At 62.8% G+C, this 26,078-nt stretch carries 26 protein-coding genes; 19 read left to right on the forward strand and 7 right to left on the reverse strand.

What is annotated here, in order from left to right; genetic code table 11:
* The first annotated feature begins 141 nt into the window (after positions 1–141).
* The 5 genes from petA (at position 142) to ASD14_RS10025 (ending at position 4,165) form a co-directional block, all read left to right on the forward strand.
* Positions 142–774, forward strand: a complete 633-nt coding sequence (gene petA / locus ASD14_RS10005) for a ubiquinol-cytochrome c reductase iron-sulfur subunit (RefSeq protein ID WP_056132818.1) — start codon at positions 142–144, stop codon at positions 772–774.
* A 3-nt stretch (positions 775–777) separates the two neighbouring features.
* Positions 778–2,037 (forward strand): cytochrome bc complex cytochrome b subunit, encoded by a 1,260-nt coding sequence (locus ASD14_RS10010; RefSeq protein WP_056132821.1) that lies wholly within the window; start codon positions 778–780, stop codon positions 2,035–2,037.
* Positions 2,030–2,776, forward strand: a complete 747-nt coding sequence (locus ASD14_RS10015; protein ID WP_056132824.1) for a cytochrome c1 — start codon at positions 2,030–2,032, stop codon at positions 2,774–2,776. The genes ASD14_RS10010 and ASD14_RS10015 overlap by 8 nt, the downstream gene beginning before the upstream one ends.
* 181 nt (positions 2,777–2,957) lie before the next feature.
* Complete coding sequence (locus tag ASD14_RS10020) at positions 2,958–3,593, forward strand: glutathione S-transferase N-terminal domain-containing protein (RefSeq protein WP_056132827.1); 636 nt, start codon at positions 2,958–2,960, stop codon at positions 3,591–3,593.
* A 104-nt stretch (positions 3,594–3,697) separates the two neighbouring features.
* Positions 3,698–4,165 carry a ClpXP protease specificity-enhancing factor gene (locus ASD14_RS10025; protein WP_157475293.1) on the forward strand — a complete coding sequence of 156 codons (468 nt, stop codon included), beginning with the start codon at positions 3,698–3,700 and terminating at the stop codon, positions 4,163–4,165.
* Positions 4,166–4,182: 17 nt separating this feature from the next.
* On the opposite strand, the gene ASD14_RS10030 is transcribed toward ASD14_RS10025, so the two are convergent.
* Positions 4,183–4,506 (reverse strand): DUF3301 domain-containing protein, encoded by a 324-nt coding sequence (locus tag ASD14_RS10030; protein ID WP_056132830.1) that lies wholly within the window; start codon positions 4,504–4,506, stop codon positions 4,183–4,185.
* Between the two features lie 67 nt (positions 4,507–4,573).
* On the opposite strand from ASD14_RS10030, the gene ASD14_RS10035 reads away from it, so the two are divergent.
* On the forward strand, positions 4,574–5,362 hold the full coding sequence (locus ASD14_RS10035; protein ID WP_056132833.1) for an FHA domain-containing protein: 789 nt from the start codon (positions 4,574–4,576) through the stop codon (positions 5,360–5,362).
* 66 nt (positions 5,363–5,428) lie between these two features.
* Here ASD14_RS10035 and nadC read toward each other — a convergent pair whose 3' ends face one another.
* Together nadC and ASD14_RS10045 are read right to left on the reverse strand one after the other, a co-directional pair.
* A complete protein-coding gene (gene nadC, locus ASD14_RS10040) occupies positions 5,429–6,331 on the reverse strand; it encodes a carboxylating nicotinate-nucleotide diphosphorylase (RefSeq protein WP_082538899.1) in 903 nt (300 codons plus the stop codon).
* Positions 6,328–6,597: a Trm112 family protein gene (locus tag ASD14_RS10045; protein WP_056132836.1), complete on the reverse strand. Its 270-nt coding sequence runs from the start codon at positions 6,595–6,597 to the stop codon at positions 6,328–6,330. The genes nadC and ASD14_RS10045 overlap by 4 nt, the downstream gene beginning before the upstream one ends.
* Positions 6,598–6,682: 85 nt before the next feature.
* Between ASD14_RS10045 and purE the strand changes: the two genes are divergently transcribed.
* The 3 genes from purE (at position 6,683) to ASD14_RS10060 (ending at position 11,119) form a co-directional block, all read left to right on the forward strand.
* Positions 6,683–7,198, forward strand: coding sequence for a 5-(carboxyamino)imidazole ribonucleotide mutase (gene purE, locus ASD14_RS10050; protein WP_056132839.1), 516 nt, complete (start codon positions 6,683–6,685; stop codon positions 7,196–7,198).
* A 10-nt stretch (positions 7,199–7,208) separates the two neighbouring features.
* A complete protein-coding gene (locus ASD14_RS10055; RefSeq protein WP_056132842.1) occupies positions 7,209–8,354 on the forward strand; it encodes a 5-(carboxyamino)imidazole ribonucleotide synthase in 1,146 nt (381 codons plus the stop codon).
* Positions 8,355–8,491: 137 nt separating this feature from the next.
* Entirely contained in the window at positions 8,492–11,119 is a 2,628-nt protein-coding gene (locus ASD14_RS10060) for a tetratricopeptide repeat protein (protein ID WP_056132845.1), read from the forward strand.
* A gap of 9 nt (positions 11,120–11,128) precedes the next feature.
* Here ASD14_RS10060 and ASD14_RS10065 read toward each other — a convergent pair whose 3' ends face one another.
* Positions 11,129–11,401, reverse strand: a complete 273-nt coding sequence (locus ASD14_RS10065; protein ID WP_056132848.1) for a DUF4242 domain-containing protein — start codon at positions 11,399–11,401, stop codon at positions 11,129–11,131.
* Positions 11,402–11,625: 224 nt separating this feature from the next.
* On the opposite strand from ASD14_RS10065, the gene ASD14_RS10070 reads away from it, so the two are divergent.
* Positions 11,626–12,183, forward strand: a complete 558-nt coding sequence (locus ASD14_RS10070; protein WP_056132850.1) for a hypothetical protein — start codon at positions 11,626–11,628, stop codon at positions 12,181–12,183.
* A gap of 54 nt (positions 12,184–12,237) precedes the next feature.
* Here ASD14_RS10070 and ASD14_RS10075 read toward each other — a convergent pair whose 3' ends face one another.
* A complete protein-coding gene (locus tag ASD14_RS10075; RefSeq protein ID WP_056132853.1) occupies positions 12,238–12,741 on the reverse strand; it encodes a hypothetical protein in 504 nt (167 codons plus the stop codon).
* A 148-nt stretch (positions 12,742–12,889) separates the two neighbouring features.
* Complete coding sequence (locus ASD14_RS10080) at positions 12,890–13,468, reverse strand: Fe-Mn family superoxide dismutase (protein WP_056132854.1); 579 nt, start codon at positions 13,466–13,468, stop codon at positions 12,890–12,892.
* Between the two features lie 183 nt (positions 13,469–13,651).
* On the opposite strand from ASD14_RS10080, the gene grxD reads away from it, so the two are divergent.
* The 5 genes from grxD (at position 13,652) to ppnN (ending at position 20,255) form a co-directional block, all read left to right on the forward strand.
* The gene (gene grxD / locus ASD14_RS10085) at positions 13,652–13,972 is read left to right on the forward strand and encodes a Grx4 family monothiol glutaredoxin (protein ID WP_056132857.1); all 321 of its coding nucleotides are present in this window, start codon (positions 13,652–13,654) and stop codon (positions 13,970–13,972) included.
* Entirely contained in the window at positions 13,969–14,727 is a 759-nt protein-coding gene (locus ASD14_RS10090; RefSeq protein WP_235565376.1) for an SDR family NAD(P)-dependent oxidoreductase, read from the forward strand. Before grxD ends, ASD14_RS10090 begins: the two co-directional genes overlap by 4 nt.
* A 2-nt stretch (positions 14,728–14,729) precedes the next feature.
* On the forward strand, positions 14,730–15,329 hold the full coding sequence (locus ASD14_RS10095) for a MarC family protein (RefSeq protein WP_056132860.1): 600 nt from the start codon (positions 14,730–14,732) through the stop codon (positions 15,327–15,329).
* Between the two features lie 229 nt (positions 15,330–15,558).
* The gene (locus ASD14_RS10100; RefSeq protein WP_157475295.1) at positions 15,559–18,750 is read left to right on the forward strand and encodes a TonB-dependent receptor; all 3,192 of its coding nucleotides are present in this window, start codon (positions 15,559–15,561) and stop codon (positions 18,748–18,750) included.
* Positions 18,751–18,863: 113 nt separating this feature from the next.
* Complete coding sequence (gene ppnN / locus ASD14_RS10105) at positions 18,864–20,255, forward strand: nucleotide 5'-monophosphate nucleosidase PpnN (protein ID WP_056132864.1); 1,392 nt, start codon at positions 18,864–18,866, stop codon at positions 20,253–20,255.
* A 6-nt stretch (positions 20,256–20,261) separates the two neighbouring features.
* Here ppnN and ASD14_RS10110 read toward each other — a convergent pair whose 3' ends face one another.
* Positions 20,262–20,675: a type IV pilin protein gene (locus ASD14_RS10110; RefSeq protein ID WP_056132866.1), complete on the reverse strand. Its 414-nt coding sequence runs from the start codon at positions 20,673–20,675 to the stop codon at positions 20,262–20,264.
* Positions 20,676–20,852: 177 nt separating this feature from the next.
* On the opposite strand from ASD14_RS10110, the gene ASD14_RS15745 reads away from it, so the two are divergent.
* From ASD14_RS15745 to ASD14_RS10125, 4 genes are read left to right on the forward strand one after another with little or no spacing between them, the layout of a single operon-like run.
* Complete coding sequence (locus ASD14_RS15745; RefSeq protein WP_157475255.1) at positions 20,853–21,422, forward strand: GspH/FimT family pseudopilin; 570 nt, start codon at positions 20,853–20,855, stop codon at positions 21,420–21,422.
* Positions 21,416–22,054 carry a prepilin-type N-terminal cleavage/methylation domain-containing protein gene (locus ASD14_RS10115; RefSeq protein WP_056132869.1) on the forward strand — a complete coding sequence of 213 codons (639 nt, stop codon included), beginning with the start codon at positions 21,416–21,418 and terminating at the stop codon, positions 22,052–22,054. Before ASD14_RS15745 ends, ASD14_RS10115 begins: the two co-directional genes overlap by 7 nt.
* Positions 22,054–23,769: a hypothetical protein gene (locus tag ASD14_RS10120; RefSeq protein ID WP_056132872.1), complete on the forward strand. Its 1,716-nt coding sequence runs from the start codon at positions 22,054–22,056 to the stop codon at positions 23,767–23,769. The genes ASD14_RS10115 and ASD14_RS10120 overlap by 1 nt, the downstream gene beginning before the upstream one ends.
* A gap of 8 nt (positions 23,770–23,777) precedes the next feature.
* Complete coding sequence (locus ASD14_RS10125) at positions 23,778–26,042, forward strand: prepilin-type N-terminal cleavage/methylation domain-containing protein (protein ID WP_056132876.1); 2,265 nt, start codon at positions 23,778–23,780, stop codon at positions 26,040–26,042.
* Positions 26,043–26,078: the final 36 nt, after the last annotated feature.

Below are 26,078 nucleotides of genomic sequence, written 5' to 3' on the forward strand. Positions count from 1 at the left end.
AGCGGCTGTTCGGGTTTCGCCGGATTGTCGGGCCATTCACCGTTCCGTTACACTTCGCCGTCTTTTTCAGCCGCGAGCCTTCGCCAGTGGCGTCGGCCTGCGATGAACTTCGTTTTTCAAGCTTTTGCGGAGTAGTGCCGGATGGCCAACCAAGGGGACAGCCCCGTCAATGAGGGCCGCCGCCGTTTCCTGACAACGACAACCGCCGTGGTCGGCGCGGTCGGTGCGGGGTTTGCGGCGGTACCGTTCATCAAGTCGTGGAATCCGAGCGCACGGGCGAAACTCGCCGGTGCTCCGGTCACTGCCGACATCACCGGCCTGGTCGAAGGCCAGCGCCTGATCCTGGAATGGCGCGGTCAGCCGATCTGGATCGTCAAGCGCTCCCAGGCGATCCTCACGGCGTTGCCGACGCTGGATGGCCGCCTGCGCGATCCCAAGTCGGACAACGCCGACCAGCAGCCTGACTACATCAAGAAGGCGAACCCCGAACTGCGCTCGCTGAAGCCGGAAATCTCCGTGCTCGTCGGCCTGTGTACGCACTTGGGTTGCTCGCCGGAGCTGAAGGCGGAAATCCGTCCCGAACCGTTCGATCCGGAATGGAAGGGCGGTTACTTCTGCCCCTGCCACAAGTCGCGCTTCGACATGGCCGGCCGCGTGTTCCAGGGCGTGCCCGCACCGACGAACCTCAAGGTTCCGCCGCACTACTACGAAAACGACACCACGATCATCATCGGTGTTGATCCCTCGTCGTCGAACAGCGCGGGAGCCGCATAAGTCATGGCGAACATCATTTCCCGCCTGTCGGTCGGCATGACCAACTGGGTCAACGCACGCGCGCCGGGCCTGTCCCCCGTCTACAAGAAGCACATGACGGAGTACTACGCGCCGAAGAACTTCAATTTCTGGTACATCTTCGGCGTGCTGTCGATCGTGGTTCTGGCCAACCAGATCCTGACCGGCATCTTCCTCACGATGCATTTCAAGCCGAGCGCGACGGAAGCCTTCGCGTCGGTCGAATACATCATGCGCGACGTCGAGTGGGGCTGGCTGATCCGCTACATGCACAGCACCGGCGCCTCGCTGTTCTTCATCGTCGTCTACATCCACATGTTCCGCGGCCTGATGTACGGCTCGTACAAGAAGCCGCGCGAGCTGGTGTGGATCATCGGCATGCTCATCTACCTCGTGCTGATGGCCGAAGCCTTCATGGGCTACGTGTTGCCGTGGGGCCAGATGTCGTTCTGGGGCGCGAAGGTGATCATCTCGCTGTTCGGCGCGATCCCCGTCATCGGCAACGGCCTGACGGAGTGGATCATGGGCGACTACCTGCCGTCCGACGCCACGCTCAACCGGTTCTTCGCCCTGCACGTGATCGCGCTGCCGCTTGTCCTGCTGCTGCTGGTCGTGCTGCACATCGGCGCGCTGCACGAAGTGGGTTCGAACAACCCCGACGGCGTCGAGATCAAGAAGGGTCCGAAGGGCAACCGCTGGTCGCCGACCGCGCCGGCCGACGGCATCCCGTTCCATCCGTACTACACGGTGAAGGACACCTTCTACATGGGTGCGTTCCTCGTGCTGGCGGCCTTCATCATCTTCTTCGCGCCTGCGTTCGGTGGCTGGTTCCTCGAGCACGACAACTTCACCGAGGCCAACCGCCTGGTGACGCCGGAGCACATCAAGCCGGTGTGGTACTACACGCCGTACTACGCGATGTTGCGCGTGATTCCGCACAAGCTGTCGGGCGTGCTGGTGATGTTCGGTGCGATCGCGGTGCTGTTCCTGATCCCGTGGCTCGACCGTTCGCCGGTGAAGTCGGTCCGCTATCGCGGCTGGATCACCAAGGCGATGCTCGCACTGCTCGCGATCTGCTTCGTGTGGCTGGGAAAGATCGGCTCCGGCCCGGGGACCGACCCGGTCGAAACCATCATCGGCCGCGTGCTGACCTTCCTGTATTTCGCTTTCTTCATCACCATGCCGCTGTGGTCCGCTATCGACAAGACCAAGCCGGTACCGGAACGGGTGACGACGCATGACTAAGAATTTCGTCCGCACCCTGGCCGGCCTCGCCGCGGGTCTGCTGGTCTCGGTTTCCGCATTCGCCAGCGAAGGCGGGAACCTGATGCACGCAGGGACCGACCTGGGCGACCGCGCGTCCCTGCAGCGCGGCGCCGCGCTCTACATGAACTACTGCTCGGGCTGCCACTCGCTCAAGTACATGCGTTACTCGCGCATGGCCGACGATCTCGGCCTGAGCGAAGAAGAGGTGATGCAGAACCTCAACTTCACCGGCGCCAAGTACGGGGAGCAGGTCTTGGTCAGCCTCAGCGAGGACGATGCCAAGAAGTGGTTCGGCAAGATGCCGCCGGATCTCAGCCTGATCGGCCGCGTGCGTGGCAGTGACTGGATCTATACCTACCTGAAGTCGTTCTACCTGGACGAGTCGCGTCCGCTGGGCTGGAACAACAAGCTGTTCCCGAACGCCTCGATGCCCAACCCGCTGTGGCAACAGCAGGGCCTGCAGCACGCCGAATACGGTGAGCCCGACAAGGCCACCGGCGATCGTCCGGTGCACGGCCTGAAGATCACCACGCCGGGCACGCAGACGCCGGAACAGTTCGACCAGTCGGTCCGCGACATCACCACGTTCCTCGAGTACGCAGGCGAACCGGCCGCGCTCAAGCGCGAGAAGCTGGGCGTGTGGGTGATCCTGTTCCTGGTCGCCTTCACCCTGCTGGCCTACATGCTGAAGAACGAATACTGGAAGGACGTCCACTAAGCGCCTCCAACCTCCAGACGCCCGGCCCAGTGCCGGGCGTTCTGCTTCTGGTGCCTCCGGGGGGCGACTTTTTTAAACAGGGACGCTAGTCTCGGGAACCTAGGCGACCGCCCACAGGGGGTGGCGCGTCCTGAGGCCGGCGGGAGGCGCCGGTCGAAACCGAATGCGGGAGCAATCGATGATGGCGGCGAGTCCACGTATGCGTAATGCCCTGACCCTGTTTTCGTCCAACGACTGCGTACTGTGCCATCGCGTGCGGCTGGTGCTGGCGGCGAAGGGAGTCACCTACGACCTGATACCGGTCGATCCGCAGAATCCGCCGGAAGACCTGGTCGACCTCAACCCCTACCACTCGGTGCCGACGCTGGTTGAGCGCGACCTCGTCCTGTACGCCGCCAGCGTGGTCAGCGAATACCTCGACGAGCGCTATCCGCATCCTCCCCTGATGCCGGTGGATCCGTTGTCGCGCGCGCGCCTGCGCCTGGCGATGCTGCGCCTAGAGCACGACTGGGTGCCGCAGGTGCAGGCGATCCAGCTCGGCAACAAGGTGCAGGCCGAAGCCGGCCGCAAGCGCCTCAAGGAGCTGCTGACGGCCTCGGTGCCGCTGTTCAAGGCCAGCAAGTTCTTCCTCAACCCGGAAATGAGCCTGGCCGATTGCGCGATGGCCCCGATCATCTGGCGCCTGCCGGCGCTGGGCGTGCCGCTGCCGAAGGACGGCAAGGTGATCGAGGACTACGGCAACCGCATCTTCCGTAACCCCGGTTTTACCCGAAGCCTTACCGATGCCGAACGCAAGCTGCGCGACCTGCCGGCCTGATCGCCTCAAACATGCCACCAGAAAGGGCCCGGGAATCCGGGCCCTTCGCTTTCCGGCCGCAGGCGCGGCGCTACACTTCCCGCATGACAGAAGAAAGCAACGCCATGACCAGCCATCGCCCGTACCTGTTGCGGGCGCTGTACGAATGGATTGCCGATAACGGCATGACCCCGCACCTGCTGGTCGATGCCACCCGCCCGCATGTCCAGGTTCCGGTGCACGCGGTGAAGGACGGACGCATCGTCCTGAACGTCGCCGAGCGAGCGGTGGCAGGACTGCAGATGAGCAACGACGTGATCCGCTTCAGTGCCCGCTTTGGCGGCGTCAGCCATGCGGTCTCGGTGCCGGTTTCAGCCGTGCTGGCGATCTACGCGCGCGAAACGGGGCAGGGCATGGCCTTGCCGGAAGACACGCTGGCCGACGCCTCGGACGAAGCGGACGTTGAGATCGAAACCGAGGACGGTGAAGTCGTGCAAGGACCGCTCAGCGTGGTTTCCGACGATCCCTACGACGGCGACGATCCGCCCACGCCGACACCTCGTCGAAGCGGGCACCTGCGCGTCGTGAAATAACGCGCTGACTGAACGCTTCAGTGCAGCTGCGCTGTCGATGGCATTACCGGGCCACTGAACGAAACCAGCCGATCGCCTCGTAATACCAGTCGGCCGATATGCCGGTCCTCGCCGTTATGCGAGTAGTCGAAACGAAAGGTGCGCTCGAATCCCAGCCACCCGCTTTCCTGGCGATATACGCGCAGGCCGATTGCATGGACGCTCTGATCCAGCCATTGCACGCCGGCAATGCGACAGGCATCACGTCCGAGCGCTTCGGCGCGCTCGGCTGCGGCGCGGCTGGCGTTCCAGAACGCGAACGCCATCGCAGACACGATCATCAGTACGATTAGAGTCGGCATCGATCCAAGGGAGTGGCGCAGAATACGGGCCACAAGTTTACGTTCGCCGGGGGAGGGCGGCGTGCCAATGAAGCTGGTTTTTCCGGGTGGTGAACATCCGCAGGTGTTGCTGGGTCCAGGCGTGAACCGCGTGGGCTCGGATCCGCAATCCAATATCGTGCTCGATACGCCTGGCGTGCTGCCCCAGCACTGCCAGCTGCATGTGAGCGCGACGGGCGTGATGCTCGAAGTGCCCGTGGGCACGACGGTGAGCGTCAACGGGCGCCACGTCGATGGCCTGATCGCATTGCGTCCGGGCGACACCGTCACGTTCGACCATGTCCTGGCGCGGCTCGCCGCGGTCGATGCGGTCTCCGCGCGAACCAGCGATGACGCCGCGCCAGGTTATCCGCGCGCGGCCAATGACGATCCAGGCGTCACCGCGGTGCGCCAGGTTATCCCGATGTACGTGCTGCGCGGCGTCACCGGCGGGGCCTTCGGACGCAGCTATCCGCTGCAGGGTCCGATCACGATCGGCCGCTCGCCCGAATGCGACATCCACATCAACGATCCCGGGTTGTCGCGCATCCACGCGCGCCTGGTGCCGGGCGAGGACGGCGTCCAGCTCGAAGACCTCAATTCAACCAACGGCTGCTTCCTCAACGATCGCCGAGTGATCAAGGAAAAGGCCCGCGTCGGGGACGAAATCGGCTTCGACAAGCTGCGCTTCCGCCTGTCAGGCGCCGCCGCGCAGGAACCGGTGCATATCCAGGCGACGAAGGTCGCGCAGACGCCGCGTGGTGGCATCTGGCTTTGGGGCGGACTGGCGATTGCAATCGCCGCGGCCGTGATCACCATCGTACTCAGCAGCGGCTGATCGCTTCACCGCGTCGAAATACAAGGGCAGGCCGCAAGCCTGCCCTTTGTCGTTTGCGACCACGGCTCAGCCGGACGGTGGCAGTCCCAACTTCAACGACAGGTCGATCGCGTGCACGTGCTTGGTCAGGCCGCCGATCGAAATGAAATCCACGCCATCCTCGGCAATCGATCGCAACGTGGTCATGTCGACACCGCCGGAGACTTCGAGCGGGATGGCGCCATTGAACGGAGCCGCATGGGCGATGCGCACGGCCTCGCGTCGCGTCGCGGCATCGAAGTCGTCAATCAGGATCCGATCGCAGCCTTCGCGCAGGGCTTCCGCCAGCTGCGCCAGCGTTTCCACTTCAACGATCAGCGGCAACGAAGGATGCATCGCCCGCGCCGAGCGGATCGCGGCGGTAAGGGAGCCTGCGGCGCGAACATGGTTTTCCTTGAGCATCACCGCGTCATGGAGGCCCATGCGATGGTTGACGCCACCGCCCACGCGCACGGCGTACTTCTGCGCGAGGCGAAGGCCAGGAATCGTCTTGCGCGTATCGAGGATCCGCGTGCCGGTGCCGCGGATGGCATCGACGTACGTCGCCGTCACGGTAGCGGTGCCCGAGAGCGTCTGCAGGAAGTTGAGCGAAGTACGTTCGGCGCTCACCAGCGCGCGCGCGCGCCCTTGCAACGTGGCCAGCACGCTGCCCTTGCGCACGCAATCGCCTTCCTTCACGCGCCAGTCGATCCGGACATCCGGATCGAGCGCGCGATGGCACGCGTCGAACCAGGGACGGCCGCAAACGACGCTGTCTTCCTTGCAGAGCAGATAGGCACTGTCGGCGGCATCCGGCAACAGGGTCGCGGTCACGTCGCCGGTACCAATGTCTTCCGCCAGCGCGCGCGCCACGTCGGCCTGGATCACCTCGGGCGGAGGCGGCAGGAACTCGTCACCCGTAGCTGCATCTTTCAAGAACACATCACTCATGCCGGCGGGAACCTTTCGATCTGCGCCGTAGGGATCGCCTCCTCGGCAAGCAGCACGGGAATGCCGTCATCGACGCGGTACAGCGTCTTGCGGTCGCGCGTCACCAGCGCTTCGCGCAGAGGCTCCGATTGCGGACTGCCGTCCGCGCGCACGATGCCGCCCACGGCGATCGCGTTGTTCGCAGCCTGCAGGCCACGGCTGTCGAGCAGGCTCAGCGGCTGGCGGGTGGTGGGACAGACGAGGAGATCGAGCAGCTTGCGGTCCATATCGACAGAGTCCGGGGCGATGAAGGCGAGGCAGAAGGCCGGTAGAATAATCTTTTAAGAGCGGCGTTCGCCGCCGGGATCCGTCATGGCAGCAACTGAGGCACCTGTCGCCGGGAACGCGCTCGTCGGCATCGTCATGGGCTCGCGTTCCGACTGGGAAACGATGCAGCACGCTGCGGCGCGGCTCGAAGCATTGGGCATTCCGCACGAGGTCCGCGTGGTTTCCGCGCACCGTACGCCCGACGTTCTTTTCTCCTATGCCGAAGCCGCCGCCGGGCGCGGCCTGCGCGCGATCATTGCGGGCGCCGGCGGCGCGGCGCATCTTCCGGGCATGCTGGCGTCCAAGACCGCGGTGCCGGTGCTGGGAGTACCGGTGCAAAGCAAGGCGCTCAACGGCATCGATTCGCTGCTGTCGATCGTGCAGATGCCCGCTGGCATTCCGGTGGCGACGTTCGCGATCGGCAATGCAGGCGCGGCGAATGCAGGTCTGTTCGCCGCCGCGATGCTGGTCCATGAGTTTCCCGGAGTCGGTGCCGCACTCGACGCCTTCCGCGCGAAGCAGACCGATGACGTGATCGCGAACGACGATCCTCGTAAATGAGTTGCACGCGATGACGACGGTAGGGATTCTCGGCGGCGGCCAGCTCGCCCGCATGATGGCGCTGTCCGGCGCTCCGCTCGGCCTGCGCTTCCTGGTGATGGATACCGTCGCCGATGCCTGTGCGGGTCAGTTCGCGCCGATGATCGTCGGCGACTGGCGCGACGAGAATGCACTGGGGGAATTCGCTTCGAGAGTCGATGTCGCGACGTTCGACTTCGAGAATGTTCCCGCCGAGTCCGCGCAGTGGCTCGCCGACCGCATCCCGGTATTCCCGCAACCACGTGCGCTCGCGATCGCACAGGATCGCCTGGCCGAAAAGACGCTGTTCCGCGAACTCGGCATTCCCGTGCCGGAGTTCGCCGCGGTCGCTTCGCGCGAAGAACTCGATGCCGCCATCGCCCAGCTCGGCACGCCATGCATCCTCAAGACACGCCGCCTCGGGTATGACGGCAAGGGGCAGTTCCGGATCAAGTCGCCCGGTGATGCTGCTGCGGCATGGGATGCGCTCGGTGCGCAGGCGACGACGGTCGGTCTCATCCTCGAAGGTTTCGTCACATTCGAGCGCGAACTCAGCGTGGTGGCGGTGCGCGGCCGTGATGGCGAATTCCGCACCTGGCCGCTGACGGAAAACTGGCACGTCGATGGCGTGCTTTCGGCGAGCCTCGCGCCCGCGAAAACCGATGCCGCGCTGGCGCAAACCGCTTTCGCGCACGCGAGGAAACTCGCGGAGGCGCTCGACTACGTCGGCGTGTTCGCGCTGGAGCTGTTCTGCCGCGATGGCGTGCTGCTCGCCAACGAGCTCGCACCACGCGTGCACAACTCGGGCCACTGGACGATCGAAGGCAGCGAAACCTCGCAATTCCAGAACCATCTTCGCGCCGTGCTCGGCTTGCCCCTCGGCAGCACGCGGATGGTCGGCCTGGCCTGCATGCTCAACTGGATCGGCGAAATGCCCGACGCGAACGCAGTACTGGACGAAGCGGGTGGACACTGGCACGACTACGGCAAGGAAGCGCGCTCCGGACGCAAGGTTGGGCATGCGACCCTGCGCGCGGATTCCCCGGAAGAGCTTGCGGGAACGCTGCAGCAGGTCGGCAGGGTATTGGCCCGTGAGGACCAGGTGGCGCCCGTGGTCGAGGCCTTGCGCGGCAGCTGAATAGGCGGAGCTTCCATGCGGCGCTCCGGTGTGGGACCTGCTGAACGCCCACACTGGCCGGAGCCGCCCGGAACGGCCGTTGTCGCAGGCGAGATTCGCCTTCCTGGGGTCAGGTCAGTGCGCCGCGACCTTCACGCATGAACGTGCCAATTGAAGACTGCCTGTCGGCAACGGCGGTGGCGGCCCAGCTGCAGCGGGTGCTCGGTAGCGCTGCCTTCGTCAATGCGCCGATCCTGAGCCGCTTCCTGCGTTATGTCGTCGAACGTTCACTGGCACGCGACGGCTGCGCATTGAAGGAATACACGCTCGGGGTCGAGGTATTCGGCCGCGGCCCCGATTTCGATCCGCGCATCGACACCATCGTGCGCACGCACGCCCGCCGCCTGCGGGCGCGGCTCGAGGACTACTACCGCGACGCCGGTCGCGGCGATCCGATCCTGATCGAAGTGCCCAAGGGGCATTACGTACCCCTGGTGCGCGTTCTCGTCGAACCTGACGAAAGCCGTGCGACGGCGACGCAATCTCCCGCGGCTCCGGCGATCCGCACCCAACGGCGAATACAGTTGCCCGCGCCGCGCGCGGCATTGGTGGGCCGCAGCTCGGAACTCGAAGAGTTGCGCTCGCTGCTGCAACACGATCCGGTGCGTCTGCTCACCATCACCGGCGCCGGCGGCAGCGGCAAGACACGGTTGGCCTTGCAGGCGGCGTGGGACAGTAGCGGCGCATTCGATCGTGGGGCGATATTCGTATCGCTTGCCGCCGTGGACGATGCGACGGGAATGGCCACCGTGATCGCGTGCGCGCTTGGCGTCAGCCAGGGAGGCGGGCGCGACCTCGAAGTCGCGATCGCCGATCACCTGCGCCGCGAAGTGACGCAGCCCACCCTCCTGTTGCTGGACAACTGCGAGCGGATAGCGAGCGCGGCTTCGCTGATCGGCGAATGGCTCGATGCATGCCCGCAGTTGAAGGTGCTTGCGACCAGCCGCGCGGCGTTGCGCATCTACGGCGAGCACGAATATCCATTGGCCCCGTTGCCGGTGCCCTGCTGCGAACCACTACCACCGCTTGAAGAGCTGGCCGGGAACCCGGCCGTCGCGTTGTTCCTGCAACGCGCCGCCGCTTCCGCGCGCAACAGCGAGCTGACGGCTGAAAACGCGCAGGCCATCGCCGAGTTGTGCCGTCGTCTCGACGGCCTGCCTCTGTCGATCGAACTCGTATCCGCGCAGGCCGGAAATCTCACTCCCGCCGCAATGCTTGCGCGCTTCAGTGGTCACCTGGATTTGCCCGCGCACATCGCGCGCGACGTCCCCGAGCGCCAGCGCACGCTCCGGCGCACGATGGACTGGAGCTACGAACTGCTGGACGAATCCGAGCGCGTGTTGTTCCGCAGGCTGGCGGTATTCGTCAACGGCTTCACCGCGGAGGCCGTGGAGGCGGTCGGCAACACCTCGGGCGATCTTGAAGCCGACGCCGATGCCGCCTTGCAGGGCCTCGTCGCGAAGAACTTCATCGTTCCGCTGCGCAGCGAGGACGAACCGCGCTACACCATGCTCGAGTCCATCCGCGAATACGGTAAGGAGCGCCTGGCCGCCAGCAGCGAAGAGGCCGATGTGCGCCGCGCGCATGCCGCCTACTGCCTGGTCCTGGCGGAGGAGGGCAACGGTACGCTCTCGCAGGTCGAACGCGAGAACTGGCTGGCGCGTTGCGATATCGAACACGACAACTTCCTCGCCGCGCTGTCGTGCCTGTTGCGTCGTGGCGATACTGCGTGGGCGCTTCGCATGGGCGTCGCACTGTTTCCTTATTGGGAGCGCCGCGAGCACATCGTCGAAGCCGATCGGCAGCTGCGCGCGATCCTCGACAAATGCGGCGCGCATGCGGATCGCTCGTTGCTGGTGAAGCTGCTCAACTGCGCAGGCGCGATCGCGAGCATGCGCGAACAGTTCGACGAATGCTGGCGGCTGAACGAAGACGCGCTCGCCATCAGCCGCGAAGCCGGAGATGCGCGCGGCATCGCGGCGAGCCTGAATTCACTCGCTGTCCACCGCCAGTTCGCGGGTGACCTGGTCGGCGCGCGTTCCTGTTACGAACAGACGCTGGAGGCGTGCCGCGGAATCGGCGAAGGGAAGGAAATCGCGGGTGCGCTCAGCAACCTCGCCAAAAACGACCTGCTGCTCGGCAATCACGAAACGGCACGCATCCACCTCCAGGAAGCGCTGGAGCTGTTCCGCGCCGAGGGTGATCCGCTGCTGGTCGCCTGGTGCCTCAACCATCTCGGCGATGTCGCAGCCGCCACCGATGATGCGGATGAGGCCGACCGCCTCTATCGCGAGAGCGAAACGATGTTCCGAAGCGCCGGCGATGCCTGGGGCATCGCGCGCTGTTCGACGGATCGCGGGCATCTCGCGATGGCGCGAAGTGATCTCGATGAAGCCGGCGCGCGTTTTGTCGATGCGTTGATGTTGTTCCGGCAACTGCGGCACCGGCGCGGCATCGCCATCCTCCTGGAAGGCTGCGCGCAGCTCGCCGCGCTGCGGGGGCGTGCAGAAGAGGCGCTGGTGATGGCTGGTGCGGCGAAGCAGCTGCGCGACACCATCTCGATACCCGGCCGTTCGTTGCAGCAGGCGCGCCTGGAAGAAGCGCTTGCGCCGATACGGCGCGATATCGATCCGCAGATCGCCAAGGGTTATGGCTTGCAGGGCGCTTCGATGCCGCTGGAAACAGCGATCAACTATGCGCTGGCAGCGGTGCGGCCAGCGCGTTAGCACTCCGTATCAGCGGTACTTGTCCGGATCCAGCATGCCCCGCACGGCCGACACGCGATCTGCCGGTACGCCGAGCTTGCGTGCATGGTCGCGGATCAGGTCCTCGTTCGGCGAGAAGTAGATGCAGTAGATCTTGTCGTCGGTGACATAGCTGTGCATCCACTGGATGTCCGGTCCAAGCTCGCCAAGCACGGCGAGCGATTTTTCCGAGACGTCGCGCAGTTCGTCCTGCGACAGGCGCCCGGCCCCGGGGATTTCACGTTCGATCACGAATTGCGGCATGTCCCTCTCCTGCTGGACCGTATGGCCCTGTTGAAGTCGGCCCGACTATAGGCCTGCACTGGGCAGGGCTGGACGTGACATCCCAGGGTTCACCGTGAAGCCCCGGGAATCCCTTCCGTGTCACCTCGACATCGCGCGAGTTTGTCCGCCGCTGCATGCGGCCGGGCACATGGGTCAGGTGTCCCGGCCAGCATCCCCTGCTGGCCCGGAACTGGAGAACCGCCATGCGTATCCGTTCACTCGCGATTGCCGCGCTTTCGCTATCCCTGGGATGGCTTCCGATCCAATCCTTCGCCCACGATTCCGGGGGCGCCTACGACGAGGAAGAGCTCACGCCGGAAGCGCGGCAGCAATTGGCTGCACTGCGTTCCGCTACGGCCCCGTACCACGACTTCAGCGCCGCAACGGCGCCGGGTTCGGGCCCGTGGGAAGTCCCGCTGACCTTGTGCATGTCAGCACCCGAAGGCGGCATGGGTTACCACTACGCGAACCTCGCCAATTTCGGCGTCCACGACCCGGCGCGTCCGCAACTGCTCATCTACGAGCCGCAGAAGAACGGCTCAATGCAGCTGGTGGCGGTCGAGTACATCTTTATCGATGGCGGCGACCACCCCAACGAGGCGGATACGCCCGAGCCGCCGCCGATGTTCGGCCAGCACTTCCACTACGTCGGCGCGCCCTTCGATCTGTGGGGCCTGCATGCCTGGGTGTGGCGCAACAATCCGTCGGGTCTTTTTGCCGACTGGAACCCCAATGTGAGCTGTAAGTACGGGGTTCAGTAGTGCGCATTGACCGCGTCATGCGAAAACGGCCGGAAATCCGGCCGTTTTCTTTCGTCAGGCCTGCCTCGGCGCGAGCCGTCTCATTCTCAGCACCAGCACGATCGAGTAGGTGAGGTAGTAGCCGATCAGCGCCGCGGCGAAGCCGAGCGTAAGCGGACTCGCGCCCGTGGCCGCCTGCGACTGCATGAAACCGCCGTGCAGGAACCGCCATGCCAGACGCGCGATGAGCAGCAATGAGAGTGCACCGCCGATCCACGGGTTCGGCAGATAGCTGCGTTGCCCATCAACCAGGTCGACGCTCGTCAGCGACACGCCGTAAAAGCCGAGTCCCAGGCCGACGACGAATCCCGCAGTGACCGCCCAAGCCGCGTGCGGAACGAAGATGCCAGCGAGCACTAACGACACCAGCACCAGCGAAAGCAGCCCGATGCGAACCACGGTTCGCCGCGGTTGCCACGGCTGGCGCCCGAACTGGCGCCGGATGCGCCGGTAGTACATCCAGCCGATTCCGGCAGTGAAGGCGTAGGGGAGCAGGGCGGGGAGCGCGGTGGCGGCCATGGCCGGGTTCCTGTCGGGTTCGCGGCAGCTTATTCGCTCGGGAGTGCGCGGCTAGGTGCCAAAGGTCAGATTCGGCAAAACGACACTCGAAAAGCAGAACGGCCGGTTGCCCGGCCGTTCCAATGTCACTTCGATCGCGCGTATGCGATCAGCGCATGTTCGAAGCGACGAAGTCCCAGTTCACCAGGTTCCAGAACGCTTCGACGTACTTAGGACGCGCATTGCGGTAGTCGATGTAGTAGGCGTGCTCCCAGACGTCGCAGGTCAGCAGCGCGGTGTCCTCACCCGTCAGCGGAGTGCCGGCATTCGAGGTGCTCACCAGCGCGAGCGAGCCGTCCGGACGCTGCACCAGCCAGCCCCAGCCCGAACCGAACGTGCCGATCGACAGCTTGGAAAACTCTTCCTTGAACTTGGCGAAGTCACCGAAGGCCTTGTTGATCGCGTCCGCCACCTTGCCGGTCGGCTCGCCGCCGCCATTAGGCTTCATGCAGTTCCAGTAGAAGGTGTGGTTCCACACCTGCGCGGCATTGTTGAACATGCCGCCCTGCGCCTTGCGGATGATCTCTTCCAGCGGCATCGCTTCGAACTCGGTGCCCGCGATCATGTTGTTGAGGTTCGTAACGTACGTCTGGTGGTGCTTGCCGTAGTGGAAGTCGAGCGTTTCCGCGGAGATGTGCGGCTCGAGTGCGCTGCGATCGTAAGGAAGCGGGGGCAGTTCGATGGCCATGGCTGGCTCCTTGCTGGCTTGTTGAGTGGCTGGAAGCGGGGAGGGTGCCGGCGCGCCGTGGGCGGCGGCGGGGTGAAAGCTTTTACAATACGCATTGTATCCCCACGTTCAGCTGGTCGGTCCTCACGGTCCGGCGACGCGCCATTCCACGTGCGTCCACGCAGCCCTTGCAGGAGTAGTTCCATGTCTGTCATTGAGCGGATCCAGGCCGAAGTCGAAGGCCATCCGATCGTCCTTTTCATGAAGGGCACTGCCCAGTTCCCCATGTGCGGTTTCTCCAGTCGTACCGTGCAGGCGCTGAAGGCGGCCGGTGCGAGCCAGCTGCACACGATCAACGTGCTGGAAGATCCCGAAGTGCGCGCCAACCTGCCGCGTTATTCGAACTGGCCCACGTTCCCGCAGCTTTTCATCAACGGCGAACTGATCGGCGGTTGCGACATCACCATGGAGCTGTTCGAGTCGGGCGAACTGGCCCGGATGATCAGCGAAGCCCAGCAGCAGTGAGCGATGCGGCCGCGCCGGCTTCTGATCCGGCATTGCCCGATCCGGCATTGAAGGATCGCGTCATCCTGGTGACCGGCGCGCACGGTGGCCTCGGGGCCGCTGCGAGCGTGGCCTGCGCACGCGCGGGCGCGACGGTGGTCCTGCTGGGTCGCAAGGTGCCGAAGTTGAATCGCATCTATGACGCGGTTGCGGCGGCCGGTCCCGAACCGCTGCTGTATCCGCTGGATCTCGAAGGCGCTTCCGCCGACGACTACGCGGAGATGGCCGAGCGCATCGGATCCGAACTCGGCCGTCTCGACGGCGTGCTGCATTGCGCCGCCAACTTCGCTGGGCTGACGCCGTTGTTGCAGACCGATCCCGCGGCGTTCGCACGCGCTATCCACGTCAACCTGACGGCGCGCTGGTGGCTGACCCAGGCGTGCCTGCCGCTGCTGGCGAAGGCCGGGGATGCGGCGGTCGTCTTCGTCCTCGATGACATCGCGCGGGTCGGCAATGCGTTTTGGGGCGGATACGGCCTGGCGCAGCACGCACTCTCCGGACTGGTGGGAATGCTCCAGTCCGAACTCGCGGGTTCGAAAATCCGCATCTCGGGCTTGCAGCCCGGACCGATGCGGACTCCGCTTCGGGCCAAGGCGTATGTCGAAGAAGGCGACCGCGCCGCGCGCGACCCCGAGGCTTACGCAGAAGCCTGCGTTACGCTGCTGTCCCCGGCGGGCGCCGCCCATCGTGGCCGGATCTGGACGCCTGCAGCCTGACGATGACGATCGCTTCCGCCGCCCTGTTGTTGTTCCTCATCCTGGATCCGCTGGGAAACATTCCGGTGTTCCTCAGCCTGTTGCGTGGCCTGCCGCAGCAACGGCAACGCATCGTGCTGGCGCGCGAGATGCTGATCGCGCTGGCCGTGCTGATGATGTTCCTGTGGGGCGGCAAGTACGCGCTTGAACTGATGCATCTGCGCCAGGAATCGGTTTCGATCGCGGGCGGTATCGTCCTGTTCCTGATCGGTATCCGGATGATCTTCCCGCCGCCGGAAGGGCTGATGGGCGAACTGCCCGACGGCGAGCCTTTCATCGTCCCCATGGCTATCCCCCTGGTGGCCGGACCCTCGGGCATGGCGGCGGTCATGCTGATGGGCAGCAACGACCCCGAACGCCTGGCCGACTGGAGCCTCGCCCTCATGCTGGCGTGGGGCGCGACCGCGGCGATCCTCTTCAGCGCGACCTATCTTTACAAGTGGCTCGGAACCCGTGTGCTGACCGCGGTCGAGCGCCTGATGGGCATGCTGCTGGTGGCCATCTCCGTGCAGATGTTCCTGGATGGCCTCGGGACGTACCTGCAGATCGCTCCCGGCGCCTGACTCTTTCAGCATCAGCCGGCCGCGAGAAGGGTGCCGGCTGTCACGGGTTTGACATCCATCCGCCATAGGATGGGTTAAACTGGCGTTAACCCGGCCGGGGGCACGGCCGGGTCAGGGGCACCCAAATAAGCATTCGATATGAGGCCGGCTGGATGCAGGCCCGTCGTGCTTGTCACCGTTTCTTCATCTCGAGGCATCCCATCAAATGACTCAATCCAATCGCGTCCGCATGTCGAAGCTCACGCTTGGCCTGCTTGCTGTCCTTGCCACTGCGCCTGCATTTGCACAGAGCACCTCCGCCGGCGTTGGCGGTCGGGTTATCGGTGCCAACGGCCAACCCGTCGCCGGGGCCGAAGTCACGATCACCCATGCCGAGTCCGGCACAGTCAGCCGGGCCATTACGGATGCGGATGGCCGCTATAACGCTCGCGGCTTGCGCGTCGGCGGGCCGTACACGATCACGATCAACAAGGCAGGCTCCGGTTCGACCAGTCAGGACGGGGTCTACCTCAACCTCGACAAGGTGAACCAGGTTGATGCCTCGCTGAACGCCGACGTCACCACGCTGCAAGCCGTCCAGGCCGTCGCAGCTGCCGGCTCGGAAGTGTTCAGTGCGACCAAGATGGGCGCTGGCTCGAACGTCACCAGGGCGCAGATCGAAGCTTTCCCCTCGATCGAGCGCAGCCTTCAGGATTACGCTCGTCTCGATCCCCGCGTCACGCAGACCGACAAGTCGCGCAACGAGATCTCGGTCGGCGGCCAGAATCCCCGCTATAACGCCATCCGCGTGGACGGCATCAGCACCAACGATGCCTTCGGCCTGGAATCGAACGGCCTGCCGACGCCGAAGCAGCCGTTCTCGATGGATGCGATCCAGGAAATCGCCGTGGACGTCGCGAATTACGACGTCACCATCTCCGGTGGCACTGGCGGCGTGATCAACGCGGTAACCAAGTCGGGTACCAACGAGTTCCATGGCTCGGTGTACGGGCTCTACCGTGACAACTCGATGGTCCGCGAGAATGAGGACGGCAGCGACTTCTCCGGCTTCGAAGATGAAACCACGTACGGCATGACCTTCGGCGGCCCGCTCGTCAAAGACAAGCTCTTCTTCTTCCTGAACTACGAAAAGTATGAGCAGGCAGCTGCGGCGCCGACCTTCGGCCCGATCGGCTCGGGTGCTTCCAATATCGTCGACATTACCGACACCGACATCGCCGACCTCAACCGCATCGCCCAGACCTACGGTTTCAGCGCTGGTCAGTACGCGGTCAGCGGTGCGGACACGACCAGCGAGGAATACGGCCTCAAGATCGACTGGAACATCACGGACAGCCAGCGCTTCAGCCTCCGGTATGGCACCTCGGACCAGAGCGTCGCGCAGTTCCCCGACTTCTTCCCGGACATGATCGCACTGGATACCCATGCGTATCAGCGCGATTACAAGTTCGACACGTATACCGCACAGCTGTTCAGCGACTGGAGCGACGTGTTCTCGACCGAGGCGAAGGTCTCATATCGTGACTACTCCGCAGTGCGTACCCCAAGCACCAATCTGCCGGAAGTCGAGGTTGAGTTCGGCGACAACAGCGTGATCTTCGGGACCGAGGAAAACACGCACGTCAACGTGCTCGAGACCGAGACCTGGAACGCCTTCTTCGCCGGCAATCTGTTCCTCGGCGACCACACCGTGAAGTTCGGCTTCGACTACGAAGACAACGACATCTACAACCTCTTCGGCCGTCGTACCAATGGCGTTTATGTGTTCGACAGCGCTGCCGACTTCGAGGCGGGCCGTCCGAGCTCTTACCGTTTGTTCTATCCGGCCGGTGGCAACCTCGACAACATGGCCGCCATCTGGGGCCTGAAGAACCTCGGCGTGTTCGTGCAGGACTCCTGGGCTGTCAACTACAACCTGACGCTCACCTTTGGCCTGCGTTGGGACAAGCCGATGGTCGATGGCACGCCGACCTTCAACCAGGCGGCATTCAATGCCTTCGGGTTCGACAACAGTGCCACGATCGACGGCAACGATCTGATCGAGCCGCGCTTCGGGTTCAACTACACCTTCGACAGCGATCGCCCGATGCAGTTGCGCGGTGGTATCGGTCTGTTCCAGGGCGCGTCTGCCAACGTCTGGCTGTCGAACCCGTTCACCAACACCGGCTTTGGTTACATCGACTACAACCTTTCGAGTGGCTTTCCGGAAACGGCTCCCTGCATGCAGACGGGCCAGCGCTGCTTCAGCGCCGATCCATCCGCGCAGATCGATCTGATTCCCGCAGGCTCGCGCACGGGTACCCAGTCGATCGACTTCGTCGACCCCGACCTGGGCCAGCCGTCGGTGTGGAAGGCCAACCTTGCGTTCGACCACGAACTGCCATGGTGGGGCGTCGTTGGCGCGGCCGAACTCGTGCTGACTTCGGTCAAGGAAGGCATCTACTACCAGCACCTCAACCTGGGTGCACCCACGGGAGTCGGCCAGGACGGTCGCCTGATGTACTGGAACGCCAACGGCTACGATCCGGCGAACTGGAATGCCTCGGGCAATAATCCCAACGGTGCGGGCGTCCGCAATCGCAGGGACGCCATCTCGGCCTTCAGCGACGCCATCATCGCCCGCCCGACGAGCAAGGGCGAGTCGCAGCAGCTGACCCTGTCCTTGAACAAGCCGTTCAACAATGGCCACTGGTCGTGGATGGCGGCGTACACCTACACCAACGCGAACGAAGTCAGTCCGCTGACCAGTTCTACCTCGGGTTCCCAGTGGGGCAACCTCAACACGTTCAATCCGAACGAAGAGGTCTCGGCGCGCTCCAGTTACGAGATCCGGGATCGCTTCAGTGCCGCGGTCAGTTGGAAGCAGGCATTCTTCGGCGACTACAACACGACCGTGTCGACATTTTTCGAAAGCCGCAGCGGCCGTCCGTACAGCTACACCTACGACAACGATGCCAACGGCGACAGCCGCTTCGGCAACGACCTGCTGTACATCCCGTCGGCGCCCGGCGACGTACTCTTCGGCTCGCCGGCGGAAGAGGCAGCGTTCTGGGAATTCGTCAACAGCAACGATTACCTGTCCCAACACCGTGGACAGGTCGCCGAGCGCAATGGCGCCACCTCGCCGTGGGTCAACCAGTTCGACGTGCGCATCTCGCAGGAACTTCCTGGCTTCATGAACGGCCACAAGTCGGAGATCTGGCTCGACATCCTCAACATCGGCAACATGCTCAACAAGGATTGGGGGCAGATCGAGGAAGTGGCGTTCCCAGGTAATCGCGGCATCGTGGAGTATGGCGGCATCGATCCCACCACCGGCAAGTACGTGTACCGCTTCAACAGCCCGGACCAACTGCGCATCTACGACGATCGCGGTATTTCGCGCTGGGCGTTGCAGGTTGGATTCCGTTACAAGTTCTGATCAGCGGAACCCCTGCGATGGAAAACGGCCGGAGCGATCCGGCCGTTTTCTTTTGAAGGGCGGGCTGCGTTAGAGTCTGTGAGTAGCCTTGCCTGAAGTGCATAGAGAAGAGAATGAATTCGATATTGGAAGCCATCGACACGACACTGCCGACAGTAAACACCCATATCTACCCGCGGGGTGGGCTGGACGTGCTGTCGCGTTCGGAAGTCGCACGGCTTCGCGATGCATCAGCAGGAGGCATGCACGAGTTGTTGCGCCGTTGCGCGCTGGCAGTGCTGACGAGCGGCAGCGCTTCGGATGATCCGCGCGCCGCGCGCGAGTTGTACCCGAACTTCGATATTCAGGTGCAGCAACAGGATCGCGGCGTACGCATCGATCTGACCAATGCACCTGCCATGGCGTTCGTCGATGGCGAGATCATTCAGGGCGTGGCCGAGTTGCTATTCGCCGCGGTGCGCGATCTCGCCTATATCGCGATCGAGCTGGAACAGGAAGGCGGCAGGGACCTGAGCACCAGCGAAGGCATCACCGACTCCGTGTTCGGCTTGCTACGGAACGCACGCCTGCTGCGGCCGGCCGATCCGAACCTCGTCGTCTGCTGGGGTGGTCATTCGATTTCGCGAGAGGAGTACGTCTATACGAAACAGGTCGGTTACGAGCTCGGCCTGCGGGGCCTGGACATCTGCACTGGCTGCGGTCCCGGCGCAATGAAGGGACCCATGAAGGGCGCGACCATCGCGCATGCAAAGCAGCGCAAGCGCCACACACGCTACATCGGCATTACCGAGCCCGGCATCATCGCCGCCGAATCGCCGAACCCCATCGTCAACCACCTGGTGATCATGCCCGACATCGAAAAGCGCCTGGAGGCGTTCGTCCGGCTTGGCCATGGGATCATCGTTTTTCCTGGCGGGGTAGGCACCGCGGAGGAAATCCTCTATCTGCTCGGGATCCTGCTGCGCGAAGAAAACGCAGGCCTGCCGTTCCCGCTGATCTTCACCGGGCCCACGACCTCGGCTCCTTACTTCGAGCAGATCGATCGTTTCATACGCCTTACCCTCGGCGAGGAAGCGACGCGTCGCTACCAGATCATCACGGGCGACAGCGTCGAAGTAGCTAAACGCATGACCTCGGGCATCCGGAAGGTCCGCGAATACCGCATTGCGCAGAAGGATTCGTTCTTCTTCAACTGGTCAATCGAGATTCCGCAGGAATTCCAGCAGCCCTTCGTCCCCAGTCACGAGGCAATGGCGGCTCTCGATCTGCACCATGGCCGCAAGGCGCACGAACTTGCCGCCGATCTGCGGCGCGCGTTCTCAGGCATCGTTGCAGGCAACGTCAAGGAAGATGGAATGCGCCGGATCGAGGAACGTGGCCCGTTCGAGATCCACGGAGACGCAGACATCATGCATTCGCTGGATGCGCTGCTACGTGCATTTGTTGAGCAGCGCCGCATGAAGATTGCGGGGGAGTACAAGCCTTGCTATCGCGTCGTGGCCTAAACGAGCTCAGCGGTTGCAATCGGCGTCGCCGCTCCAGGTGGGCTTGCTGTCGAGGTTCGAGACCGACAGGTCACCACAACGATCGCTTGCTTGTTTGCCCCCCGACGTGCGCGTCATCCGGAACCTGTAGCTCGTCGCCGTCGGGGCGCTTATCTGTTCATACGTGTAAAAATCAGCAGTAGGAGTGCTCGGGTATGTGCCTGAGCCGCAGCCAGCCCCCGAGCAATTGGCGTACGAAGGGTTTTCGGCGCGCCAGCGTTCCAATGCCAAACGGTATTCCCCAATCGCGCGTACCGCTTCGGCCCGTCGCCCCTTGCGGCTCTGCTCCAGATAATTCGGGATAGCTATGGCCGCCAAGACTGCGATTACGAGCACCACGGTCATTAATTCAATCAGCGTGAAACCGCGTTGCATGCGCATGGCCTGATCCCAATTTGACGTTGAAATTGAAGTTCAGGTGATGGTAGCACTGGCCGGCTGCCTGCAAAGAAGGCAGTGCTCTGCGCCCATCGCCCCCCCGCGACCATTCGTCCGGTGAAGCTTGCGGGGCTTGGGTTCCTCTCTCAAAGTCTCGCGAGCTAAGTCTGGGGTAACGACGTGCGCTCAAGAAGCTTCAAGGGGTTCACTCTGGTGGAGTTGATGGTCACGCTGGCGGTCATCGCCATCCTCGCAGCGACCGCGGCCCCCTCGTTACGTGAGTTCTTCGAGCGTTATCGCCTTCGCGGAGCGGTCGAAGATGTTTTGACCGTGTTTGCAACTGCGAGGCAGGGAGCAGTCAAGGCTGACCGCAACGTCAAGGTCAAGTTCTCCAGCGACACAAGCGATTGGTGCGTCGGTGGTATCCAGCAGGCCGATCCTGCTGCGGGTGAACTGGCTCCTGTCGATCCAGCCCCGTGTGCCTGCGAAACAGCGCCCGATACTTGCCTGGTAAGTGCACAGCGCCTGGTCGCCGCCGCAGATGGTCGGGGAGTCACGATGGCTTCGGGGGGGGCAACAATCACGTTTGACAGCAAGAACGGGACACTTACACCACTGAGCCCGGCAAGCGTGACGTTTCTCTCAAGTACCGGAAGGTATGGCCTGGAAGTCCAGATCTCTCCGCTCGGTCAGGCTCGGGCATGCCGTCCAGCCAGCAAGGATCCATTCCCCGGATATCCCACATGCTGAAAAAAAACACTCACGGCATTGCACCCCGGGCGCTTCAAGGCTTTACCTTGGTCGAGCTTCTGGTTGCCATGGTGGCGTCCCTCATAGTTTCGTTTGCTGCGATCAGCTTTTTTCTCTCGCTTGCACGCGCGAATTCTGATGACCTCAAGACGACACGGTTGACCCAGGAACTCCGAGCTCTCACCGAAGTAATTGGTCGTGAGGTTCGCAGGGCGCGGTATGTCGCTGATCCGATTGCCAATGTCACGCAGTCTGGCGCAGGCACGCCCCCTCAAGTAAATGACGGGGTGACGATCAGTGCCACGGGGGACTGTCTTAGTTTGCGGTATGACCAGCCGCCCAGTGAGGGCGGCGGTCAAGTTCAGCGGGCCATCTACCTAAGTGGCAATCGGATTTTTCTGGCGAGCAGCGGTACTTGTAGCGGCGGCACTGCCATCAGCACGCCCCAAGTCGTGGTAAGTGCACTTTCGTTCGATAACGATACGACCGCTCCTTACGACGGCACTTCTTCGGTAGACAGCTTCGTACGTATTCGTGTTGGTGGGCGCCTGGCCCAGGCGACGGGCGACTTGGCAAACCTGACCAGAACGTTCCAGCAAGATGTCTACATCCGCTCGGGAGAGGTGGACTGATGAATCACTTTAATGCCAAACCGCGTCAGTCGGGAAACGTGCTCCTGATTGTTGTCCTGCTCCTGCTGCTCTCCTCGATGTTTGTGCTTTTCGCGTTGCGAGTGGGTACCTTCGAACAGCGGACCTCGGGCAATGACTATCGAGCCAAACTTGTCCAGGAGCTCGCCGATTCCGGCATCCATCAGGCTGCTGAGTACTTTGCGGCTAATCCGACCGTCCGATCCGACACCTCCAAGTGGGAGTTGTGTGCGACAACCGACACGAGCTTCCCGTGCGGAGCCATCTCGCAGAACAGTGCCGCAGACGCCTCCCTTCCTCGCCGTTCCACCATGTATCGGTTTATTGGTGGCAGCGGCACCGGATTCGCGGCGCGGCTAATTCCGCTTCCCAGCGCAATTACCTCGACAGGGGGATTCGCCGCAACCCAGCAGGTCGGGGCAGTGATGTGTCGCATCAAGCGGCCGACGAGTGCTACTTCACCAACTTCCTGCGCGACTAACGATGCGGAAGCTTCATCGATCTGGGCCCTTACCCTGGTGTCCAAGGGCGGGCTGCCAGACGAAGGATCAAGCGCGACGGCCACACAGACAATCGGTTCCTATGGGATCTTCAATTTCCGGCCGGGTATTCCGCCGGTTGTGGCGTCCGGATCTGTCGAGGTCGGCGGCGGTCTTCAGATCGTCGCGTCGCCGAATGCGGCTGGTCTAGGTGAGGGGTCCAACATGCCGGTCTCCGTCTGGACGCGGCTGGAAATGACCAAGAGTGGCACCCCCAACACTTGCTACATGGAAGCGTTCCTGCGCCAGGGTGGCACCAACGCAAGCGGAGGGCCTCAGTACTACGACGGAATCGAGGTCTGCCATACCTGCTCGTGTCCAGGGACGGATTCGCTGTCGTACCCCAAGTCTGGCAGTCAGGCGTGCCAAGGCATGGACATAGTGGATATCGACAACAACGAGCCCAATGATTGCGCCGTTGCTCCCAATCTCGATATCCGCCGGTCCGAGTTTCCGCCAGACCTATTTGCCTTCGTTTTTGGAAAGCGGGGCTGGGATGACAACGTTGCAGGAACGGGTGGAGATATCTCCTCCAACAAGGAGTTCAACTTCGCGGAGACCAGACGCGTATCGGAGTGCAAGTTTCCGCATCCTGCAACAGGGGTGCAGACCACCGCGACACTTCCTGAAGATACGTGCTATCTGCTGAAGCTTGATCACATCGTTCACATCGGCGACGGTGTGAATGACGCGGCCGAATGCAGCGCACTAGGAGCGGGTTCACGCGGCATTGTCTGGGTGCATTCGCAACCCATCCAGTCCGGAGGAAGTACGGTCGCCGGAATGGCTGGATATGACTGCAACACCACGCTTCGCGGGTTGGATGACTTCGGCACTCCCAGCCACCCGGTGGCGCTGATCTATGACGGCGCCCTGACGCAGGTGCACTTTAGGCTTTACGGATTACTTTTCGTGAGAGAACCCAATGCCAGCTCGACGCTCGACGCTACGACGGGCGGCAGTGGCGAGCTCGGATTGAACGCGGGAGCCACCATCTATGGGGCCGCCGTGGTGCAGGGTCGCATGACGTCTGGCGGCGGCGGCACTGCTGCGATCGTCTTCAACGAGAAAGTGCTCAGCAATCTGGTCAATGACCCTGAGTTGCCGCCCGATCCGACATCACTGCCGGGATCGTGGACGGACCGTGTGCGGTACTGAGCGGAGCAATGCAGATGAAGACAACATCGACGCCAACTTCGAAACAGGTCGGCTTCTCACTGATCGAAGTATTGATCGCGGTCGTAGTGCTGGCCACCGGATTGCTGGCGCTTTCTGCACTCCAGGGTGCTTTGGTGCGGAACAGTGCTGATGCGAAAGCGCGATCGCAGGTTGCGATCTATGCGCAATCGCTGGTCGAAGCTGCGAGGCAACAAGGCTATGGTGCGATTCCTACTGGTAATCAGCAGGCTCTGTTATCCACGTCCACAGGCAATGCGCTCACTGCTGCAGCGCAGGCAATGGGCGTTTCGACTCTCAGCGAATCTACGACCATTGCGGAAATCACGAACGGGTCTTCCAAATACAAGACAATCGATCTTGGATTGCAATGGACAGACGTCACCGGGGCGCCTCGCAACATACATGTCCGCAGTGTCGTAAGCCCACTGCTGTTGAGCCAGAATCTTCTCAATGAGCTCGACCCTCCGACAGGAGGATCCTACCGGCCTATCGTGCGTCGCCCGTCGCCCGTAACCGAGGGCATGATTCCAATTGCAATGGGTGGCGGTGAGGACACTGCGGCAACAAACCCGAAGCCAGAATTGGTGGGCCGCAATAACGATACCTTGGTGTCGGATACACGTTTCGATCTTCTTACCTTCAATGCCAGCGAGGGCCTTGCAAGCGGATTTGCGCGCTTCGACAAGCGTATCGAGACCGCGATGGTGGGCTGCACCTGCCAAGCCGGCCTGGACGGTTTTCCCACGGGGGGGAATGCGCCGGAGGTCAACGTTTTGCTGAGGGATAGGGCATATCGGCCGAGCTACTGGGACGGCACTCGTTACACCCAGCCAGTTGCAGCGGGTGTTCCAACCCGGAGCCCAGATACGAGCGTCGCGCAGAGCGAGCTTTGCGATGTCTGCTGTCGGGACCACGATGATGCGGGGGCGACGGGGCCAAAGTTCAACCCTTGGTCGACGACGCACGCACATTATCTGAACATCGCGGGAAGTCCGGCTACGACAGGTACTTTCCTTGAGGCCTGTCGCGTGATCAGGGTCGATGGAATTTGGCGCGTCACGCCTGACCCCAAGGTGCAGGACATCGCTCTGCTCCCGACGCAGGTGTACCCGTCAACAACTGGGTCCACAACTGCGCCTTCCGACAATAACGCGGCCACCTCAGCGTTGGTATCCGAGGCCGGAAAGACGAACTACGTAACCTTCGCTTACGACTTCATCAAACAGTTCTTTTACGACAAGACCGCGTTGGACGGGGCTGCGTTGGCGAACATGCAGAGTGCGGCAGGCCTTAATAATCCCGAATATGTTCCGATCAAGGCGGGTGATACGCGGTGGTTGCATGCGCGTGCCGTGCTGACGGATTACCTGGAAGCAAGTGCAGTTAGCAAGATCGATAAGGTGATTGACGATTGCGAGGGGGTGGACACTGTCGCGCAGGCGCAGTGCGTTCTGCCATACGTGCCGGTAGCGACGGTCAATGCCACAGAGCTGGCAACTTGGCGAGGTCAGGAAACCAGTGACACCGGCATCGTGCACACGGGAACGCTCGCGCTTCCGACGACGCTCAAGAATTACGCGCAGGCGGCACTGAATCGCTTCGTGTCGGGATTGGCCTTGGTAGCTCCGATCAGCCCAGAGGACGACGATAATCCGATCAAGGACGAACAGACGTTCGCGTTGGCTTCTGGCACCCGGACCGGGACGTGGCTGACCGTAGCGAATCCCGCCGGCATATTGTTCGGAAATGCGACAGATCCCAAACGAGGATTCGCGAATGTTTCTGGGGGCACCAGGTTCCTGATTGAGCTACGTGGCTTGCCATACGCGACGGACAATAATGCAGTCAATGACCCGCTGGTCAACGTTGGTTCCACCTCTCCTCAGCCCTGCAATCCGGAAAACGCTTCGCGCGGAGGTAATCCGTTCGAGTGCACGACGGAGAGCATGAGCGGCGTGACTGTTGCCGTGGGCAGCTTTAACTACCTGAAAGCCGAGAATGGCAACATCAACAATCCTTGCACCGGAGGCACTGGCAAGATCGGGCAAGGGCAGGCGGTGTGCAAGGCGTACGCTCTGACTGGAGGTACGTTGGTTTCCGGTACTGCAGGTAAGCCGTCGGAAGTCAGCCGCGTGATACTTAGTTCCGTGACAGCTGGCGCCACGCATACACTGGTATTCAGTGCAGTATCCGATGTGAACGCAGCACCGGTATGCAACGGAGCAGCATTTGCAGGGTGGACGTGCGAGTAAGGGTTGTTGACGTTAAGGCGAGCGGGGTTGCACAAT

This window comes from Lysobacter sp. Root494 (genome assembly GCF_001427225.1).
Classification (GTDB): Bacteria; Pseudomonadota; Gammaproteobacteria; order Xanthomonadales; family Xanthomonadaceae; genus Agrilutibacter.

Excerpts from the sequence above, each read along its gene's own strand:
- petA (WP_056132818.1), top strand. The coding sequence starts at position 142 with ATGGCCAACCAAGGGGACAGCCCCGTCAATGAGGGCCGCCGCCGTTTC.
- ASD14_RS10010 (WP_056132821.1), top strand. The coding sequence starts at position 778 with ATGGCGAACATCATTTCCCGCCTGTCGGTCGGCATGACCAACTGGGTC.
- ASD14_RS10015 (WP_056132824.1), top strand. The coding sequence starts at position 2,030 with ATGACTAAGAATTTCGTCCGCACCCTGGCCGGCCTCGCCGCGGGTCTG.
- ASD14_RS10020 (WP_056132827.1), top strand. The coding sequence starts at position 2,958 with ATGGCGGCGAGTCCACGTATGCGTAATGCCCTGACCCTGTTTTCGTCC.
- ASD14_RS10025 (WP_157475293.1), top strand. The coding sequence starts at position 3,698 with ATGACCAGCCATCGCCCGTACCTGTTGCGGGCGCTGTACGAATGGATT.
- ASD14_RS10030 (WP_056132830.1), bottom strand. The coding sequence starts at position 4,506 with ATGCCGACTCTAATCGTACTGATGATCGTGTCTGCGATGGCGTTCGCG.
- ASD14_RS10035 (WP_056132833.1), top strand. The coding sequence starts at position 4,574 with ATGAAGCTGGTTTTTCCGGGTGGTGAACATCCGCAGGTGTTGCTGGGT.
- nadC (WP_082538899.1), bottom strand. The coding sequence starts at position 6,331 with ATGAGTGATGTGTTCTTGAAAGATGCAGCTACGGGTGACGAGTTCCTG.
- ASD14_RS10045 (WP_056132836.1), bottom strand. The coding sequence starts at position 6,597 with ATGGACCGCAAGCTGCTCGATCTCCTCGTCTGTCCCACCACCCGCCAG.
- purE (WP_056132839.1), top strand. The coding sequence starts at position 6,683 with ATGGCAGCAACTGAGGCACCTGTCGCCGGGAACGCGCTCGTCGGCATC.
- ASD14_RS10055 (WP_056132842.1), top strand. The coding sequence starts at position 7,209 with ATGACGACGGTAGGGATTCTCGGCGGCGGCCAGCTCGCCCGCATGATG.
- ASD14_RS10060 (WP_056132845.1), top strand. The coding sequence starts at position 8,492 with ATGAACGTGCCAATTGAAGACTGCCTGTCGGCAACGGCGGTGGCGGCC.
- ASD14_RS10065 (WP_056132848.1), bottom strand. The coding sequence starts at position 11,401 with ATGCCGCAATTCGTGATCGAACGTGAAATCCCCGGGGCCGGGCGCCTG.
- ASD14_RS10070 (WP_056132850.1), top strand. The coding sequence starts at position 11,626 with ATGCGTATCCGTTCACTCGCGATTGCCGCGCTTTCGCTATCCCTGGGA.
- ASD14_RS10075 (WP_056132853.1), bottom strand. The coding sequence starts at position 12,741 with ATGGCCGCCACCGCGCTCCCCGCCCTGCTCCCCTACGCCTTCACTGCC.
- ASD14_RS10080 (WP_056132854.1), bottom strand. The coding sequence starts at position 13,468 with ATGGCCATCGAACTGCCCCCGCTTCCTTACGATCGCAGCGCACTCGAG.
- grxD (WP_056132857.1), top strand. The coding sequence starts at position 13,652 with ATGTCTGTCATTGAGCGGATCCAGGCCGAAGTCGAAGGCCATCCGATC.
- ASD14_RS10095 (WP_056132860.1), top strand. The coding sequence starts at position 14,730 with ATGACGATCGCTTCCGCCGCCCTGTTGTTGTTCCTCATCCTGGATCCG.
- ASD14_RS10100 (WP_157475295.1), top strand. The coding sequence starts at position 15,559 with ATGTCGAAGCTCACGCTTGGCCTGCTTGCTGTCCTTGCCACTGCGCCT.
- ppnN (WP_056132864.1), top strand. The coding sequence starts at position 18,864 with ATGAATTCGATATTGGAAGCCATCGACACGACACTGCCGACAGTAAAC.
- ASD14_RS10110 (WP_056132866.1), bottom strand. The coding sequence starts at position 20,675 with ATGCGCATGCAACGCGGTTTCACGCTGATTGAATTAATGACCGTGGTG.
- ASD14_RS10115 (WP_056132869.1), top strand. The coding sequence starts at position 21,416 with ATGCTGAAAAAAAACACTCACGGCATTGCACCCCGGGCGCTTCAAGGC.
- ASD14_RS10120 (WP_056132872.1), top strand. The coding sequence starts at position 22,054 with ATGAATCACTTTAATGCCAAACCGCGTCAGTCGGGAAACGTGCTCCTG.
- ASD14_RS10125 (WP_056132876.1), top strand. The coding sequence starts at position 23,778 with ATGCAGATGAAGACAACATCGACGCCAACTTCGAAACAGGTCGGCTTC.